Raw genomic sequence first — 14105 nt, 5'->3', positions numbered from 1 at the left:
GGGGCAGGCGGCACGGGCGGCGGTTGGGGGAGGGTTTCAGTCTTGCGGGCAGCTAACCCTTGGCGGCAGGTGCCGGCGGCACCGGCAGAATGATTTCCGAAGCAACCTTCCAGTCCTTTCCGACATGAATCCAGTCGATGATCATCAGGAAGGGCTTGGGCGTCCCGTCCTGGCCGGCATAGGAGACGGTGATGTTCATCGGCGCGTAGGATTCGGCCACATCATGCGTCAGGCCGACGACCTTGAGTTTCGTGTAGTCCGGCTCGAGCACGACCGGGCCGGATGTGCCGATGTCGTGCAGTTTCCGGTCGATCGCTTCGTTGCCCCAGAAACCCGCCCAGTTTCCTTCGGCGGGAATGGCGCTCTTGGCGACGAGGAGCGCAGAGGGCGATTGCCAGAACATTGCGTGCAGGCCCTTGAAATCGTGCTGGTTGGCGAGATCCATCAGCGTGGAGAACTGCGTCCTGATCTGGTTTGCGGCTCGATCATTCAGCGGTTCCTTTCCGGCGGCAAGCGAGGGCACGGCGGAAACGGCAAGCGCTGCGGCGGCGGCCAGCACTGTCTTGTGCATGCGGTTCTTCTCTATGCGGATTTGAGGATGGCGCGGTCGGGAGGGAAGGGATGCCAGGGATTTCGCGGAGCCTGGACGGGGGATCGGTTGCAACGGCGCGTGGCCGTTCATGCGCTGACAGGGCGTGTCTCGATCCATGGCCAACCATCCGCTATCCAGGAGTGACTGTTCTTCCGTCCCATCAAGATCACCGCGTTGGCCGGGATTTGTAACTATACGAAGGTCGAGAAAGCGGTAGATGAAGAGGTGAGTTCAAAGTTCGGTGAACCCGACGTGATCGGCGCGGGACCTGCCCGCGCCGGACTTGCCGATGCCTATCGCCGTTCGGTCTCCATGGTCGCCGGCCGGAACATCCGGGCGAAGAATGCCTTGTCGGGCAGGCGGCGAAGCAGGGCGGCGATTGCCGCGCAGGCCGCAACCGCAAAGACGAGCCGGCCGGCCAGGACGCCGTTGAGGTCGGCGCCGAGCGACATCACCACGATCGTGTCCTCGATGACGCTATGGGCAAAACCCATGAACACGCAGGAGAGAAAGATCTGGCGCGGCGAGATCGCCCCCGATTGCGCCTCGCGGATCAGCAGGCCGGCGCCGTAGGAAATGCCGAGGAACAGGCCGATCGCCGTCAGCTGTCCGGCCTCGCCGCGGATGCCGGCAAGGCGAAGCACGGGCGAAAGCGCCTTCATCATCCATTCCATGAGCCCGGTCACCTTGAGGATCTCGAGCGTCCAGGAGAGGGTAAGCAGGATGACGAGCATCCACATCATGGTCTCGGCAAGACCCCAGAGGTAATCGCCCCAGCCGGGTGTCGCGCCCATCGGCAGCCAGACGGGATCGACCGGCGCCGACAGCCAGCCCGTCGCCGAGAGAACATGGTGCAGCATGAAGGCATAGAGCAGGCCGCCCGCGATGCGCAGCACCGTGGTCGCGATCATGCCCGGGCCGGCTTTCTGGATGATCTTCTGCTCGATCGGCAGGCCGTGCGCAAACAGGATGAGGGCCGAGAAGACCGTCACGTCGGCGACGCTGAGCGAGGATGCGGGAACGAGGGTGAAGACGAGCGGGACGGCGCCCCAGATCCCGACCAGCATGCCCGTCAGCCAGGCAAGGCCCAGTTCCGGCGGAAGCCCGATCAGGTTCATGACCGGCGCGAAGGCGGGTGCTGCCGCCTTGACCAGACCCATCCGCGACAGGATCTCGGTCAGGATTGCGATCGGAACGGTGATGCGGACAAGCACCCAGTAGATGCCGAGTGTCTGGCTGGTATTGCGCTTCACGAAGGATAGGAACGACATCGGAGACCCCTTTTGTGGTGCCCCGATCTGCTAGACCCGTTCGCTTCGAATTTGCGGTCAAAGATTGCAGTGCCTTGCAATTTTATTGCAAATGCCGGTTCGACCGCTATGCTCCGGGAATGGATCGCATCGACCGCAAACTCCTGAACCTGATGCAACGCGACGCCTCGCGCACGAATATCGACATGGCCGACGAGGTGGGTCTTGCTCCTTCCAGCTGCCTGCGCCGCGTGCAGCGGCTGCGCAAATCGGGTGTCATCGACCGTATCGTCGCGATCCTCAATCCGGCAAAGGCCGGACGCGGGATCAAGGCCCTGGTGACGGTGGAACTGAAGCTGCACGGCGAGACGCATATGCGCCGCTTTCTCGATATCGCGGTCGCCGAGGAGGCGGTCTCGCAAGCCTATTCCGTCACGGGCGAAACCGATGTCGTGCTGATGCTGCGCCTGCGCGACATGGAGGAATTCGATGCGCTGTGCGAACGGCTTTTCCGCGATGAAAACAATGTCGCCCGCTATTTCACCATGATCGTCATCCGCACGGCGAAGGAGGAAACGGCCATCCGGCTCTGATCGGCCTGCCGCTCGCCGGCGAGGGCCGGCCGGAGGCAGCCACCCCTTGCAAAATCAAGCCGCTGCACACAGTTGATGGGTTCCTGCGCCGGAACTTTCCGGGCGCGTAATCTTGTGTGACGGGAGAAGAATGCAGCAGCGTATCAAGACCTGGCTGAACCAGTATGAGCCGATGACGCTCATCACCTTCGCATGCATCGCCGGCGGCCTTTTCCTGCTGCAGCGGCTGACGAGCGAGGTGCTGGAGGGCGAAACGCTCGGCTTCGACCAGACGATCCTGTTGTGGCTGCGCCAGCCTGGCGATCTCAGCCTGCCGATCGGCCCGTCATGGCTCACCCACGCGATGGGCGACATTACCAGCCTTGGCGGCGTGACCGTCCTGACGATCCTGACCGCGCTTGCGACCGTCTATCTGCTGCTCGACCGCAAGACCGGGATTGCCGTCTTCCTGTTTCTCTCGGTCCTGTCGGGCTGGCTCGCCAGCACGGCACTCAAGATCATCGTCGCCCGCGCCAGGCCCGATATCGTTCCGCATCTCGTCGATGTCAGCGACATGAGCTTCCCGAGCGGCCATGCGATGGTCTCCGCCGTCACCTATCTCACGCTCGGCGCGCTGCTCGCCCGCACGCAGCGCTACCGCGCCACACGCATCTTCGTCATGGCGGCCGGCATCTTCCTCGCCGTCATCATCGGCCTCAGCCGCATCTATCTCGGCGTCCATTACCCGACGGACGTGCTCGCCGGCTGGGTCGCCGGCGCACTCTGGGCGCTCGGCTGCTGGCTGGTCTCGAAGCGGTTTATCGCGAGGACGGCAGATGAGGTGCAGAGCGAGCGGGGGTGATGGGAGAGCGCGCCACCCCCATCCTGCCTTACGAGGTCAGACAAAAGCGCGGTTGAGCCCGGAGCCCCCTCATCCGACCCTTCGGGCCACCTTCTCCCCGGCGGGGAGAAGGGGAAACCTGTTGCGCCCTTTGCGGCGCGTTTGACGGTCCGATGCGGAGCGGACGGTGCGGCAACCCCTTCTCCCCAGCGGGGAGAAGGTGCCCGAAGGGCGGATGAGGGGGCTCCGGCCTCAACCTTGCTTTTATCTGACTTGGCGAGAGAGTTGAGGACCGCGAAGCTCCAACGAGAGCCCGGCTTTTGCCAGTTTCACCCCTGGTATTGCGCAGGAAAAACAAGGGTAACACCAAGGCCTGGGTGGCGGTCGGCGAGCGTGATGCGGGCGGCGTGCAGGTCGGCGATTGCCTTGACGAGGCTCAGGCCCAGGCCGCTGCCCGATGTCGTGCGGCTCTTGTCGAGGCGGTAGAGGCGGCGGAAGACGAGTTCGCGCTCGGCTTCGGGAATGCCGGGGCCGTCATCGGAAATACCGGCCGCAAAGCCGTCATCGCCGGCCTGCAGGGCAAGGGTGATCCTGGTCGTCGGCGGGCAATGGTTGATGGCGTTTTCCACGAGGTTGACGAAGAGCTGGGTCAGCAGTTCGCGGTCGCCATTGACCATGCAGGGGGAGGCGGGCCTGGCGGCGAAGTCAAGCGTCTGGCCGTTATCCTCCGCAACGCCGCAGTAGATTTCCGCAACCGAAGCCATGATGTCGCTGATGTCGACCGGGCGGAAGCGCGCCTTGCGGGCGCCGGCCTCGATCTGCGAGATGCGCAGCAGCGCCTCGAAGGTGGCATTGATGCGGTCGCTTTCCTCGCGGGCGTCGATCAGCAGCGGCCGGACATCCTCGCCGCGCCCGCCCTGTTCGATCGCCTGCTCGACGGTCATCTTCAGGCGGTTGAGCGGCGTCTTCAGGTCATGGGCGATATCGGCGCTCACCTGCCGCATGCCCTCGACGAGGGCCGACAGCCGGTCCAGCGCCTGGTTCATATGGGCGGCGACGACATCGATATCGTCGCCATTGCCTTCGAGGGGAATGCGCCGCGCAAGATCGCCGGCCGAAACGTCGCTCATCGCCCGCTCGATGCCGTCGAGCCGGCGCTGGGCGCGGGCGGCGAGAAAGGCGCCGCCGCCGCAGGCGAGGAGGACGATGCCGCCGGTCGCCCAGCCGAAACTCATCAGCGCGATCCGTTCCAGATCCTCGGTTTCGGCAAAGCTCTCGCCGACGATCAGCCGGTTGCCGCCGACGGTGCCCGCCAGGATGCGGATGCGATCATCGCCCTTCTGGCCGATGTCGCCGGACTCGATGGTCGAAAGGCCGTCTTGCGCCGCAAAGGGCGAGACATTGCCGGCAAGCCGCTTACCCTTGTCGCCCGAAAGCAGGAAAATACTGTCCTCGGCATTGTTGAGGCGGGCATAGGCTGCGACGGCGGCGACGAGGTCTTCGATATCGGCCGGTGAATAGGTGGAGGCGACGACCGAATAGGTCTCGCGCACGGAATCGTCGAGCGCCTGGGCCAGATCGCGCTTCAGGAGCTGGTAGGTGATGATGCCGGCCACCAGAAAGGCCAGGATGAAGAGCAGGCCGAAGGCGAGCGCCAGCCGGAAGGGCGTGCTGCGCAGCAGCCTGGAGCTTTTCCCGGAAACGGCTTTTTGTTTCAGCATCGGATTGTCCGAAAACCGCCATACACCTTTCGGTCCGATCCTCTCATCAGCATCGGATTTCCCGGAGACTAGCGCGGCGCATGCAGGCTGTAGCCGGTATTGCGCACGGTATGGAGCAGCGGAATGTCGAAAGGCTTGTCGATCTTGGCGCGCAGCCGGCTGACATGGGTTTCGACGACGCTGGTCTTCGGATCGAAATGGAAATCCCAGACGCGTTCGAGCAGCATGGTGCGGGTCAGCACCCGGCCTTCGCCGCGCATCAGCACTTCGAGCAGGGTGAATTCGCGCGGCTGCAGCTCGATCGCCTGGCCCTGCCGGGTTACCTGCCGGCGCACCAGGTCGAGTTCGAGATCGGCCACGCGCAGCACCGTCTTCTGGTCCTGCACGGGCGGGCGGCGCGCCAGCGCGTTGACGCGGGCGAGAAGCTCGGAAAAGGCGAAGGGCTTGGTGAGGTAATCGTCGCCGCCGGCCTCCAGCCCTTCGACGCGGTCGTCGACGCCGCTGACGGAGGTGAGGAAAATCGCCGGCGTGCCGATCCTTGCGGCGCGCACCGCCTTGATCAGCGACAGCCCGTCGAGGCCCGGCACCATCCTGTCGACGACAAGCACGTCATATGGCTCCCGTGTCGCCTGGAAAAGTGCGTCGCGCCCGTCGTCGATGACGTCGCAGACGTGGCCCGCCTCGATCATGCCGCGAGCGACAAAATCGGCCGTCCTTTGATCGTCCTCGACGACGAGAATGCGCATGGCCTGTTCAAACCTTTCACGATCGGAAGATTACTCTCACGCCGCACAATTCGCGCAGAATTGTGTCCGCCACCTTATCGAATTCTTACGGATTCGTAAGCAGGCGGCACCGGTCCGATCCCGGCTTTTCCGGCGGCCGACCTTTCTTACGAAACCGTATCTTCCCGGCAAAGGCCGTGTATGGGCCGTCGGCTAGAAGTTCGGACAGGGTGGCGAAAAACGTGAAGCCACTTTTGTTCAAGCAGGCGGCGCCGGTCGCCGCATTCAAGGAGTTATCTCATGAAGACGCCCCCCACGACACGTCTCAATGCCGTCGTCATCGCCGTCGCCGGCCTCATGGCCGTCACCATGCCCGCCCATGCCGCGACCGTGCCCTGCGAGGACATGCTGAGGGACATGCGGGCGGCCAAGGCGAAGGCCACGCTCAGCGATGCCGACATGGCCCGGGTCAACGATCTCGAAGCGAAAGCGGTCGAGCGCTGCAACGCCGATGACGACACCCGCTCGGACAAGTTCCTGACCGAAGCCATGGCGTTGATCGGCAAGTGACCCGAACGCAAGCTGCAAGGAGAGATCCAATGGCAGAAAGACGAACGGACAGGCTGGCGAACATGCCTGCCGATGACATCAACCGCGTGCCGCGCGTCACCGTCGATTTCTGGCTGATCAAGCTGATGGCGGTGACGATGGGCGAGACCGCCGCCGATTATCTGGCGGTCAATATGGGCCTCGGCCTGACGGTCACCTCCATCATCATGACGGCGATCCTCATCGGCGCCATCGTGCTGCAGTTCGCCCAGAGGCGCTACGTCCCCTCGGTCTACTGGCTGGCGGTGGTGCTGATCAGCGTCGTCGGAACGCTGGTGACGGACAATCTCACCGACAATTTCGGCGTGCCGCTGCTGAGTTCGACCATCTTCTTCTCGATCGCGCTCATGATCACCTTCATCCTGTGGAAGGCCAGGGAGGGAACGCTGTCGATCCACTCGATCTTCACGGCGCGGCGTGAAGCCTTCTACTGGCTGGTGGTGCTCTTCACCTTCGCGCTGGGGACGGCGGTCGGCGACCTGATCTCCGAAGTCTTCGGCTTTGGCTACATCACCACGGGCCTGATCTTCGGCGCCATCATCGCCGCCATCGCCTTCGCGCATTTCGCGCTCAGGCTCGACGGCATCCTGGCCTTCTGGCTCGCCTATATCTTCACCCGGCCGCTCGGCGCTTCGCTCGGCGATTATCTCTCGCAGCCATCGGACTATGGCGGCCTCGGGCTCGGCACGATCTATACGAGCCTGATGTTCCTCGCGATCATCATCTTCATCGTCATCTACATGAGCTTCAACTACGAACCCGAGATCGAAGGCAGCCCGGGAGAGCCATTGCGTTGAGGGCTGCCCGATGTGCCCGCCTCGCCCTGTCATGCGTCTGGCGTGCAGGGCGAGGGGGGCGCTTACGGATTTGCAGGTTATGGAAAAGGGCAGGACAGGTCCTTGACCTACAGCCTTGGCAGGACCTGCGCCCGCCATATGCCGATCCTCCCGGCCCGGCAATCTTCCCGCCCGACAAAGCCGGTGTCTACCGAGCCATAAGTGCGATAGACATGGCTGGATTGCTGCTGGCATTCTCCTTGCCGTGGAACCGGCCAGTCCGGATCGAGACCCAGGAAAACCGAGCAGACGATGACGACGATAACTAGCATAACCTCGACAATGGCAGCCTCCTTCCTCGGCTCCTTCGTGGAAGTCGTGGAAGCCTTCACCATCATCCTTGCGGTCGGCGTCACGCAGAGCTGGCGGCCGGCCTTTATCGGCACGGGGCTGGCGCTTTTCGTGCTGGCGGTTCTGGTGCTGGCCTTCGGCCCGCTTCTCGGCCTTGTCCCGATCGATATCCTGCAATTTGCCATCGGCACGCTGCTGATCCTGTTCGGCATGCGGTGGCTGAGAAAGGCGATCCTGCGCGCTTCCGGCTTCATCGCGCTGCATGACGAGGCAAAGGCCTTTGCCGCCGAGACCGATGCACTGGCCCGACAATCTGCCGACCGGCGCGCCGATTTCCTCGCCGGCACGGCCGCCTTCAAGGCCGTGCTGCTCGAAGGTATCGAAGTGGTGTTCATCGTGATCGCCACGGGCGCGCGGCCCGGCATGCTGCCCTATGCGAGCGCCGGCGCGCTGATTGCCTGCATCGCCGTGCTCGTCATCGGCTTCCTCGTCCACAAGCCGCTGTCCTCGGTGCCGGAGAACACGCTGAAATTCACGGTCGGGCTGCTGCTGACGGCTTTCGGCATCTTCTGGGTGGGCGAGGGCATCGGTGCCCCATGGCCGGGCGAGGATTTCTCGCTGATCGGCATCTTCGCCCTGCTCGCCGCCTTTTCCTTCATCGCCGTGCAGCGGCTGCGCCAATATCACGACACGCATATGGAGCCCGCCCGATGAACATTCTCAGGATCGCCGTCAAGGAACTCATCGGCATGTTCATCGATGACGGGGCGCTGGCGCTGTTCAGCCTGCTCCTGGTGCTCGGCGTCGGCCTCGCCGTGGAAACGGCACTGATTGGTCCGGCCGCAGGGGCGGTGCTGCTCATGGTCGGGTGTCTTGTGATCCTTGCGGAAAGCGTGATGCGGGCAGCGCGGCGGAAGTTTCGGCGGTGATGGTGCTGGGATAGGCTTGGGGGAGGTTTGCGCCCGCAGCCCGCTCATCCGCTCTTCTCCCCAAGGGGAGAAGGGGAAACCGGCGGCACCATCTCTGATGTGACGACTTGACGGGATGCCGAGGCGTTGCAGCGGCACCCCTTCTCCCCGGCGGGGAGAAGGTGGCCCGAAGGGCCGGATGAGGGGGCTCCGGGCTCAACCTCACCGTCGTCGGGCCAGGGCGGTCAGGGCAGCTCGCCCGCTACCGTCTTCTCTCCCGCGCCGCCGCAATCAGCATCGGTGCAGCCGCGCTCACCAGTGAGCCGAAGGGCAGCTGCTGCAGGGCCTTGCCGACGAGGAAGGCTGCGGCCATGGCGCCCGACAGTTTCAGCCAGGGGTAATCGCCGAGCTGTGCATGGGCGCTGGCATCAGCCCAGCGCAGGTTCTGCTCGACCACGGTGCCCGCCTGATGGCGAACGATATGCAGTCGGGCGCGCAGATTGTTGATCTCGTAACGCACATCCTCGATCTGCCGCTCGAGCTCCTCGCGTGCTGCCGCGCGCTCGATATCGACGATGACTTCCTCGACCGGCGCATCTTCGGCAACCGCATCGAGATAGGCCTTGTATTCGGCCTCGCTCGCAAAACCCTCGGCGTTTGCGTGCTGATCGGTCTTTTCCTGTTCGGGGGTCTTTTCACGTTCGGGGGCTAGCATCGGCTCGCTCGCGTCCCTGAGCTCGTCCATGCCTTCGATGGCGTCCCTGCCTGTCGTGCTCGCCATTTCGGTCTCCTTCTTGCTGACGGAGTTCAAACGTTCGAAGCGGAAAAAGGATGCATGGGCGGAGGGGATCGATTGCCGGCGCGGTGCGCCGACAGTACGGATCGATCCCTGACGGATCGAACTCGGCTGCCTGGTCAGGATTGAACGAGGATCACCAGGGTCTCGGGCAATACGCCGTCATATTCCATTGCCTCCGCCGCCTGCCTGCTCTTCATGAATTCCGCCAGCCGGCCCATGTCGGCAACGTCCATGACGAGGCCAACCTTGTTGGACGATTGCGGATCGACGAAGGTGCGAATGTTCGTGCAGCCGATCGGTTCGAAAACTTGCTTGCGACGGGGCGAGGCGAGCCAGTGTTTGACGTCCTTGACGTCGTGATGAGCCAGGATGGTCGGCATTGCGTCCTCCTCTTGCTGCTCCTGATATCAGGGCCGGAGAAACTTTACGCCTCGGACAAGCACGTGGATATCACCCGCATGGGTGGGCGCATTTCTTTTGTGGTCGCTGTGAGGGGGCTGGACTACAAGCCGCGGGCATTTATGGTGCGCCGTCATCAAGGGTGGGGGATTGGCATGAAGTGGATTTCGCTGGCCGGGACATTGCTTTCGGCCTGCCTCGCCGTGGCGCCGGCAAAGGCGAGCGAGCTACTCGATATCATGAACGGTACGGTGAATGCAGCGGCTGAACCACAGGTGATGGAGGATGGCAGGACTGGGGGCTGCAGCTATACGTTTGTCGCGATCACGAGGGATCATGTCTATCGGTCAGGACAGTATCTTCGGGTGACCGGCTCTCTCGATCTGCTCAAAACCCGTTTCTTCGTGAAGACGCCTGGCGTAGCTTCCCTCTGGAGTATTGCGTTGACCCTTATCGTCGATGAGGCCTGGATGGGAGAGGATGGCGAGATCCATTTCACGCCATCGGCGCCTTCGCAGGCCTATCTTATCGGGGCGGGTACGGAGAGCCACCCGGACAAGCGCTCGGAACCATATGGCACCAGGGTGCCCGGGAGCGCGTCGATGCTCCTCGAAACCGACCCGGCGCTGAAAATCCTCATGGAAGCGACGAGTTCCTCTCACGCGATCAGTGTTGCCTTCAACCAGTTCTACGGGGACAGGATGATCACCGTTCCGATCGAACTCGACGTGACGGACGTCAAGTCGAACGGGGAACGGGTGCGTTCGAAGGATACGGCGATCGATTTTCAACTGTGCCTGGCCGACCTCAGCAACGATTTTCCGGTGCCGCTGAAAGCGAAGTGAGGCTGCCGGTATTGTTTCCGGTGCCGGCGACGTGACTGCCACCGGCGACGACGCGTGGGTGCTCAGAAGACCAACGTGTTCCTGGTTGCCGGCCCTCCATTGCACCGATGCCTTTGCATCCTTGGCCGATACAGTGGTAAGAGCCACCCATGACCCTATCAACAGAGCTAGACTGTCAGGCCTGCGGCGCGTGCTGTTCCTATTCGAGCGAATGGCCGAGGTTCACCACCGAGAGCGAAGAGGACCTCGATCTGCTGCCGGCGCATTTCGTTTCGGCAGATCAGACCGGCATGCGCTGTGATGGAGAGCGTTGCTCTGCGCTCTCGGGCACCGTCGGTTCGCAAGTATCATGCGTGATCTACGGCCTCAGGCCGGACGTCTGCCGCACATGCCTTCCCGGCGACGACGCCTGTTCGACGGCGCGTAAGGCCTTCGGGCTGGCGTAGCCGTTTTGGGCGGACCTTGTTTCAGGGAAACCTGATCTCGCCACGGCAAACGCCAGGTCGCCCGTATCAGAACATGGCTTCCTTCTGGTGCCGCACCGCGAGGATCGTCACCGTCTTCTCGTCAAGGCGGTAGCGGGCCACATATCCGCTGTCTCCGAAATCGATGGGCCATTCGCGGTATTGCTCGGCTAAGTCCTCAATGAGGCGGCCCTTATGCGGATGCAGGCCGAGTGTTCTGACACCTGCAATGATCGTCTCACCCGCCCGCTTCGCGGCCAACGGATTTTTCGATGACAGGAAATCCCGCAGCCGCTGAAGGTCTCGGATGGCTGCCGGCGAGAAGATTACTTGTGGCATTCGGGTGCGGGCAGCTCGTCGTCAGTTCCCCAGCTGGAAAGCCATTTCTCGACCTCGTCGCCTGTGACGTGGAGTCCTGTTGCCTGAAATTCATCCCAGGCGTCGAGTGTCTGCTGTCGCAAAGCCTCGCGCTTTTCCTCGCGCTCGACATATTGCGCGATGGCTTCCCGCATGATCCAGTGGGAGGAGCGGCGGCGGACTTCGGCCAGATGCTGGACGCGGCTCTTCAGCTCGTCATCGAGCTTCAGCGAGGTCGGCGATGCCACAGGAGCCTCCTTAGTCAAAGGTAATACCTTACGCTAATCTAGGCTCTGCGCGCGCGAAAGTCGATCCCAATATCTGTGCCGCAAGATTTTGGAGACGATTGAACCCGGGTTCAAAACACTCCAGTGCCAGGCCCGCGGATTTGAGCTTGATGGCGCCGTGCCGGGCCTCGACGCCATCTGCCGCTCGGTCCGGCTCGCACTCAGTCCAGGAGATCTGCCGGCACCTTGCCGCCGTTTTCCGACAGTTTCTTCATCAGCGCCTTGTGGAGGAACGTGTTCATCTTCGCGCTGTCGCCGGTATCGCCGGTGTAGCCGAGTTCGCCGGCCAGTTCCTTGCGCTCCGCCATGCTCGCATCCATTCCGAGCGCCTTCATGAGATCGACGATCGAATGGCGCCAGTCGAGTTTCTGGCCGGATTTCTTCACGGCCGCGTTCAGCATCTGCTCGATATCGACAGGCTGCGCCTTGGCCGGGGCAGGTGAGGGATTGGTGGTCGGCGCCGGCGAGGGGGCAGCGGGCGCGGCCGAAGCCGGTGCGCTTGCCGTGGGTGCTGCGCTGGCGGGAGCGGCGGGCGCTGCGGCCTCGGTGGCTTGCGCCTCGCCGAAAATGGCGCGCTTGATGCGGTTGAAAATGCTCATGGGAAACCCTCCTCCGGTGGTGAAGATGGGGAAACGCCGCTGGGTGGCCAGGTGTTCCGCGCGGTGATGTCGTTCTGAGGCTCAATCGTTCGAAAGAACCCGGTTCTCACGCCAGAACCTTGTCCAGCCAGTTGAATACCCGCAGATCCCTCAGCCCGTATCCGCCCGGCTCGCAATGCAGATCGGCCCCGTCGGATACCGCAAAGGCGGCCATCGTCTTCGGCCCCGTCAGCATCGTGTAGAGCTTTTGCGATTGCCCCGGCCAGAAGGCCTCGTTGGCGGGCTCGGTAATCAGCATCGGGCAGGTGATCCTGTCAGCCACATCATCCAGCCGGTAAGCCATCGTCGCCTTGAAGGCGTCGAAATAGGAGCTGGTGCCATAGGGTCGCATACGGAAGGCAAGCGCGTTCTTCGTCGCCGGGTCCAGCATCTTGGCCATATAGCCGTCGAATTCGTCCTTCCTGCCGGCGTTCAGCAGCGCCAGCATCGGCGGCGGCAGGCTGGCGGTCCAGGAGGCGGAGACGTCGGTCACGCCGGGATCGGCGATCGCGGCGGCGATGCGTTTTTCGAAGGCGACGGCGCGCGGCACCCAATAGCCGCCCTGGCTGATGCCCTGGATCGCAATGCGCGCGGGATCGACACCTTGCAGCGTCAGCGCGAAATCGACGACCGGTGTCACCACATGCTCGAAATCCGGGCGGAAGGGCATGCCCTGTTTCCAGAGCGCATAACCCTGGCCCGGCCCGTCGAAGGTCAGGCAATCATAGCCGCGCGCGGTGCCGCCGGCCGCTCCCATCATCCACATGTCGAGAGCCGAGCCATCGCTGCCATTGACGAGGATCAGCAGCGGGCGCTTCTGCGCAGTGCCCTTGCCGCGGAAATAGAAGCCGCGCAGCGCCGTATTCTCATAGGGAATGCTCACTTCTTCGATCGGCGGATCGAAGAGCGGAAGCGATTTCAGCCAGCAATCGTCCATCTTCTGCCAGGCGGCGGTGATCTTCGTCGGATCGCCGGTGCCATCGGCGAAGTATGTGGCGCTGTCATAATAATTCTGCGCCCAGAGCAGTGCCTGCCGGGCGCTTTCCTTGTGGCCGCCGGAGAGCGAATCCTGCGCAATCGTCAGCGCCTCGTCGCCGGCTGACATCATCGCGCTGTAGGCGCTGTCGAAATTGCCGTCCTCGATCTGGCGGGTGAGATAGAGAACCTTGCCGACATTGCCGCCCTGGTGATAGGCGCGCCCGAGGCTGGTCAGGAGCACATATTCGAAGGCGGAATTCTTGAAGAAATAGCTCGCCTGATGCGCCGCCATCGGCGTCGTCGGCAGGTTTTCCGCAGGCTTGTTCCCGGCCGGAGGCTTGGCGGCCTGGCCCGGCACTTCGGTTGCCTGCGCAGTCATTCCCGCCCCGAAACCTGCGGCAACCATGCCGATGCCGAACTGTTTTCTTGTCAGCTTCATTCTATCCCCCTCCGGATACTTGGCCCACAGACTATTGCTTGAGGATTTTACTTTAGCATTGTTGCGGAGACGCGTCAGGAAGGGTGCGTGATGGAGAAATACTCGCGTGGCGATGATGTGTTTGGGTCGATCTCCGGCCGGTGGAATTCGTGGCGCGGAGCCGGAGTGAGCGCCCGGGTCCTGTCAAACGACTGACAAGGTTGAGCCTGGAGCCCCCTCATCCGCCCTTCGGGCACCTTCTCCCCGCCGGGGAGAAGGGGGCAGCCGCAATATCCGGAGAAGTAACGTCTGATGAGAAGGAAGACCTTGCCGCGACACCCCTTCTACCCCGCGGGGAGAAGGTGCCCGAAGGGCGGATGAGGGGGCTCCGGGCGCCAACCGCACCCGCCATCTTCCTCCCCGTCCGGGAGAAGGGGGCAGCCGCAATATCCGGAGAAGTACGTTTGATCGGAAGGAAGGCCTTGCCGCGACACCCCTTCTACCCCGCGGGGAGAAGGTGCCCGAAGGGCGGATGAGGGGGCTCCGGGCGCCAACCGCACCCGCCATCTTCCTCC

18 protein-coding genes are annotated in these 14105 nt (G+C 63.2%); 8 read left to right on the top strand and 10 right to left on the bottom strand.

From position 1 onward, the window contains the following. Positions 1–52: 52 nt before the first annotated feature. Both FHX06_RS00100 and FHX06_RS00095 read right to left on the bottom strand, forming a co-directional pair. Positions 53–571 (bottom strand): hypothetical protein, encoded by a 519-nt coding sequence (locus tag FHX06_RS00100; protein WP_183877607.1) that lies wholly within the window; start codon positions 569–571, stop codon positions 53–55. A 314-nt stretch (positions 572–885) separates the two neighbouring features. Beyond that, positions 886–1863, bottom strand: coding sequence for a nucleoside recognition domain-containing protein (locus FHX06_RS00095; RefSeq protein ID WP_183877606.1), 978 nt, complete (start codon positions 1861–1863; stop codon positions 886–888). A gap of 119 nt (positions 1864–1982) precedes the next feature. On the opposite strand from FHX06_RS00095, the gene FHX06_RS00090 reads away from it, so the two are divergent. Both FHX06_RS00090 and FHX06_RS00085 read left to right on the top strand, forming a co-directional pair. Then, on the top strand, positions 1983–2435 hold the full coding sequence (locus FHX06_RS00090) for an Lrp/AsnC family transcriptional regulator (protein WP_183877605.1): 453 nt from the start codon (positions 1983–1985) through the stop codon (positions 2433–2435). Between the two features lie 130 nt (positions 2436–2565). Continuing rightward, positions 2566–3276, top strand: a complete 711-nt coding sequence (locus tag FHX06_RS00085) for a phosphatase PAP2 family protein (protein ID WP_112543413.1) — start codon at positions 2566–2568, stop codon at positions 3274–3276. A 308-nt stretch (positions 3277–3584) separates the two neighbouring features. On the opposite strand, the gene FHX06_RS00080 is transcribed toward FHX06_RS00085, so the two are convergent. Together FHX06_RS00080 and FHX06_RS00075 are read right to left on the bottom strand one after the other, a co-directional pair. After that, positions 3585–4976, bottom strand: a complete 1392-nt coding sequence (locus FHX06_RS00080) for a sensor histidine kinase (protein WP_183877604.1) — start codon at positions 4974–4976, stop codon at positions 3585–3587. 68 nt (positions 4977–5044) lie between these two features. Then, the gene (locus tag FHX06_RS00075; RefSeq protein WP_112543412.1) at positions 5045–5722 is read right to left on the bottom strand and encodes a response regulator transcription factor; all 678 of its coding nucleotides are present in this window, start codon (positions 5720–5722) and stop codon (positions 5045–5047) included. A gap of 279 nt (positions 5723–6001) precedes the next feature. Between FHX06_RS00075 and FHX06_RS00070 the strand changes: the two genes are divergently transcribed. From FHX06_RS00070 to FHX06_RS00055, 4 genes are all read left to right on the top strand, one after another. After that, positions 6002–6271 (top strand): hypothetical protein, encoded by a 270-nt coding sequence (locus FHX06_RS00070; protein WP_183877603.1) that lies wholly within the window; start codon positions 6002–6004, stop codon positions 6269–6271. A 29-nt stretch (positions 6272–6300) separates the two neighbouring features. Further along, on the top strand, positions 6301–7107 hold the full coding sequence (locus tag FHX06_RS00065; protein ID WP_183877602.1) for a hypothetical protein: 807 nt from the start codon (positions 6301–6303) through the stop codon (positions 7105–7107). 291 nt (positions 7108–7398) lie between these two features. Beyond that, the gene (locus FHX06_RS00060; protein WP_183877601.1) at positions 7399–8151 is read left to right on the top strand and encodes a COG4280 domain-containing protein; all 753 of its coding nucleotides are present in this window, start codon (positions 7399–7401) and stop codon (positions 8149–8151) included. Continuing rightward, entirely contained in the window at positions 8148–8366 is a 219-nt protein-coding gene (locus tag FHX06_RS00055) for a hypothetical protein (protein WP_183877600.1), read from the top strand. The genes FHX06_RS00060 and FHX06_RS00055 overlap by 4 nt, the downstream gene beginning before the upstream one ends. Positions 8367–8607: 241 nt before the next feature. Here the strand turns inward: FHX06_RS00055 and FHX06_RS00050 are convergent, their stop codons facing one another. Together FHX06_RS00050 and FHX06_RS00045 are read right to left on the bottom strand one after the other, a co-directional pair. Beyond that, positions 8608–9126 carry a hypothetical protein gene (locus FHX06_RS00050; RefSeq protein ID WP_183846470.1) on the bottom strand — a complete coding sequence of 173 codons (519 nt, stop codon included), beginning with the start codon at positions 9124–9126 and terminating at the stop codon, positions 8608–8610. A gap of 134 nt (positions 9127–9260) precedes the next feature. Then, positions 9261–9524 carry a hypothetical protein gene (locus FHX06_RS00045; RefSeq protein WP_018114411.1) on the bottom strand — a complete coding sequence of 88 codons (264 nt, stop codon included), beginning with the start codon at positions 9522–9524 and terminating at the stop codon, positions 9261–9263. A gap of 63 nt (positions 9525–9587) precedes the next feature. Between FHX06_RS00045 and FHX06_RS00040 the strand changes: the two genes are divergently transcribed. Both FHX06_RS00040 and FHX06_RS00035 read left to right on the top strand, forming a co-directional pair. After that, on the top strand, positions 9588–10388 hold the full coding sequence (locus tag FHX06_RS00040; RefSeq protein WP_183877599.1) for a hypothetical protein: 801 nt from the start codon (positions 9588–9590) through the stop codon (positions 10386–10388). Positions 10389–10537: 149 nt separating this feature from the next. Then, positions 10538–10834: a YkgJ family cysteine cluster protein gene (locus FHX06_RS00035; RefSeq protein WP_018114409.1), complete on the top strand. Its 297-nt coding sequence runs from the start codon at positions 10538–10540 to the stop codon at positions 10832–10834. Between the two features lie 66 nt (positions 10835–10900). Here the strand turns inward: FHX06_RS00035 and FHX06_RS00030 are convergent, their stop codons facing one another. The 4 genes from FHX06_RS00030 to FHX06_RS00015 form a co-directional block, all read right to left on the bottom strand. Then, positions 10901–11191: a type II toxin-antitoxin system RelE/ParE family toxin gene (locus FHX06_RS00030; protein WP_183877598.1), complete on the bottom strand. Its 291-nt coding sequence runs from the start codon at positions 11189–11191 to the stop codon at positions 10901–10903. Then, a complete protein-coding gene (locus FHX06_RS00025; protein ID WP_183877597.1) occupies positions 11179–11457 on the bottom strand; it encodes a CopG family ribbon-helix-helix protein in 279 nt (92 codons plus the stop codon). The genes FHX06_RS00030 and FHX06_RS00025 overlap by 13 nt, the downstream gene beginning before the upstream one ends. Before the next feature lie 200 nt (positions 11458–11657). Next, positions 11658–12095, bottom strand: coding sequence for a DUF3597 domain-containing protein (locus FHX06_RS00020; protein WP_183877596.1), 438 nt, complete (start codon positions 12093–12095; stop codon positions 11658–11660). A 106-nt stretch (positions 12096–12201) separates the two neighbouring features. Continuing rightward, entirely contained in the window at positions 12202–13551 is a 1350-nt protein-coding gene (locus tag FHX06_RS00015; protein ID WP_183877595.1) for an alpha/beta hydrolase family protein, read from the bottom strand. Between the last annotated feature and the right edge of the window lie 554 nt (positions 13552–14105).

The sequence above is a fragment of the Rhizobium sp. BK512 genome (assembly GCF_014194915.1).
Classification (GTDB): domain Bacteria; phylum Pseudomonadota; class Alphaproteobacteria; order Rhizobiales; family Rhizobiaceae; genus Rhizobium.
Note: the sequence above shows the minus strand (reverse complement) of the source record. Positions and strands in the feature narration are given on the sequence as shown.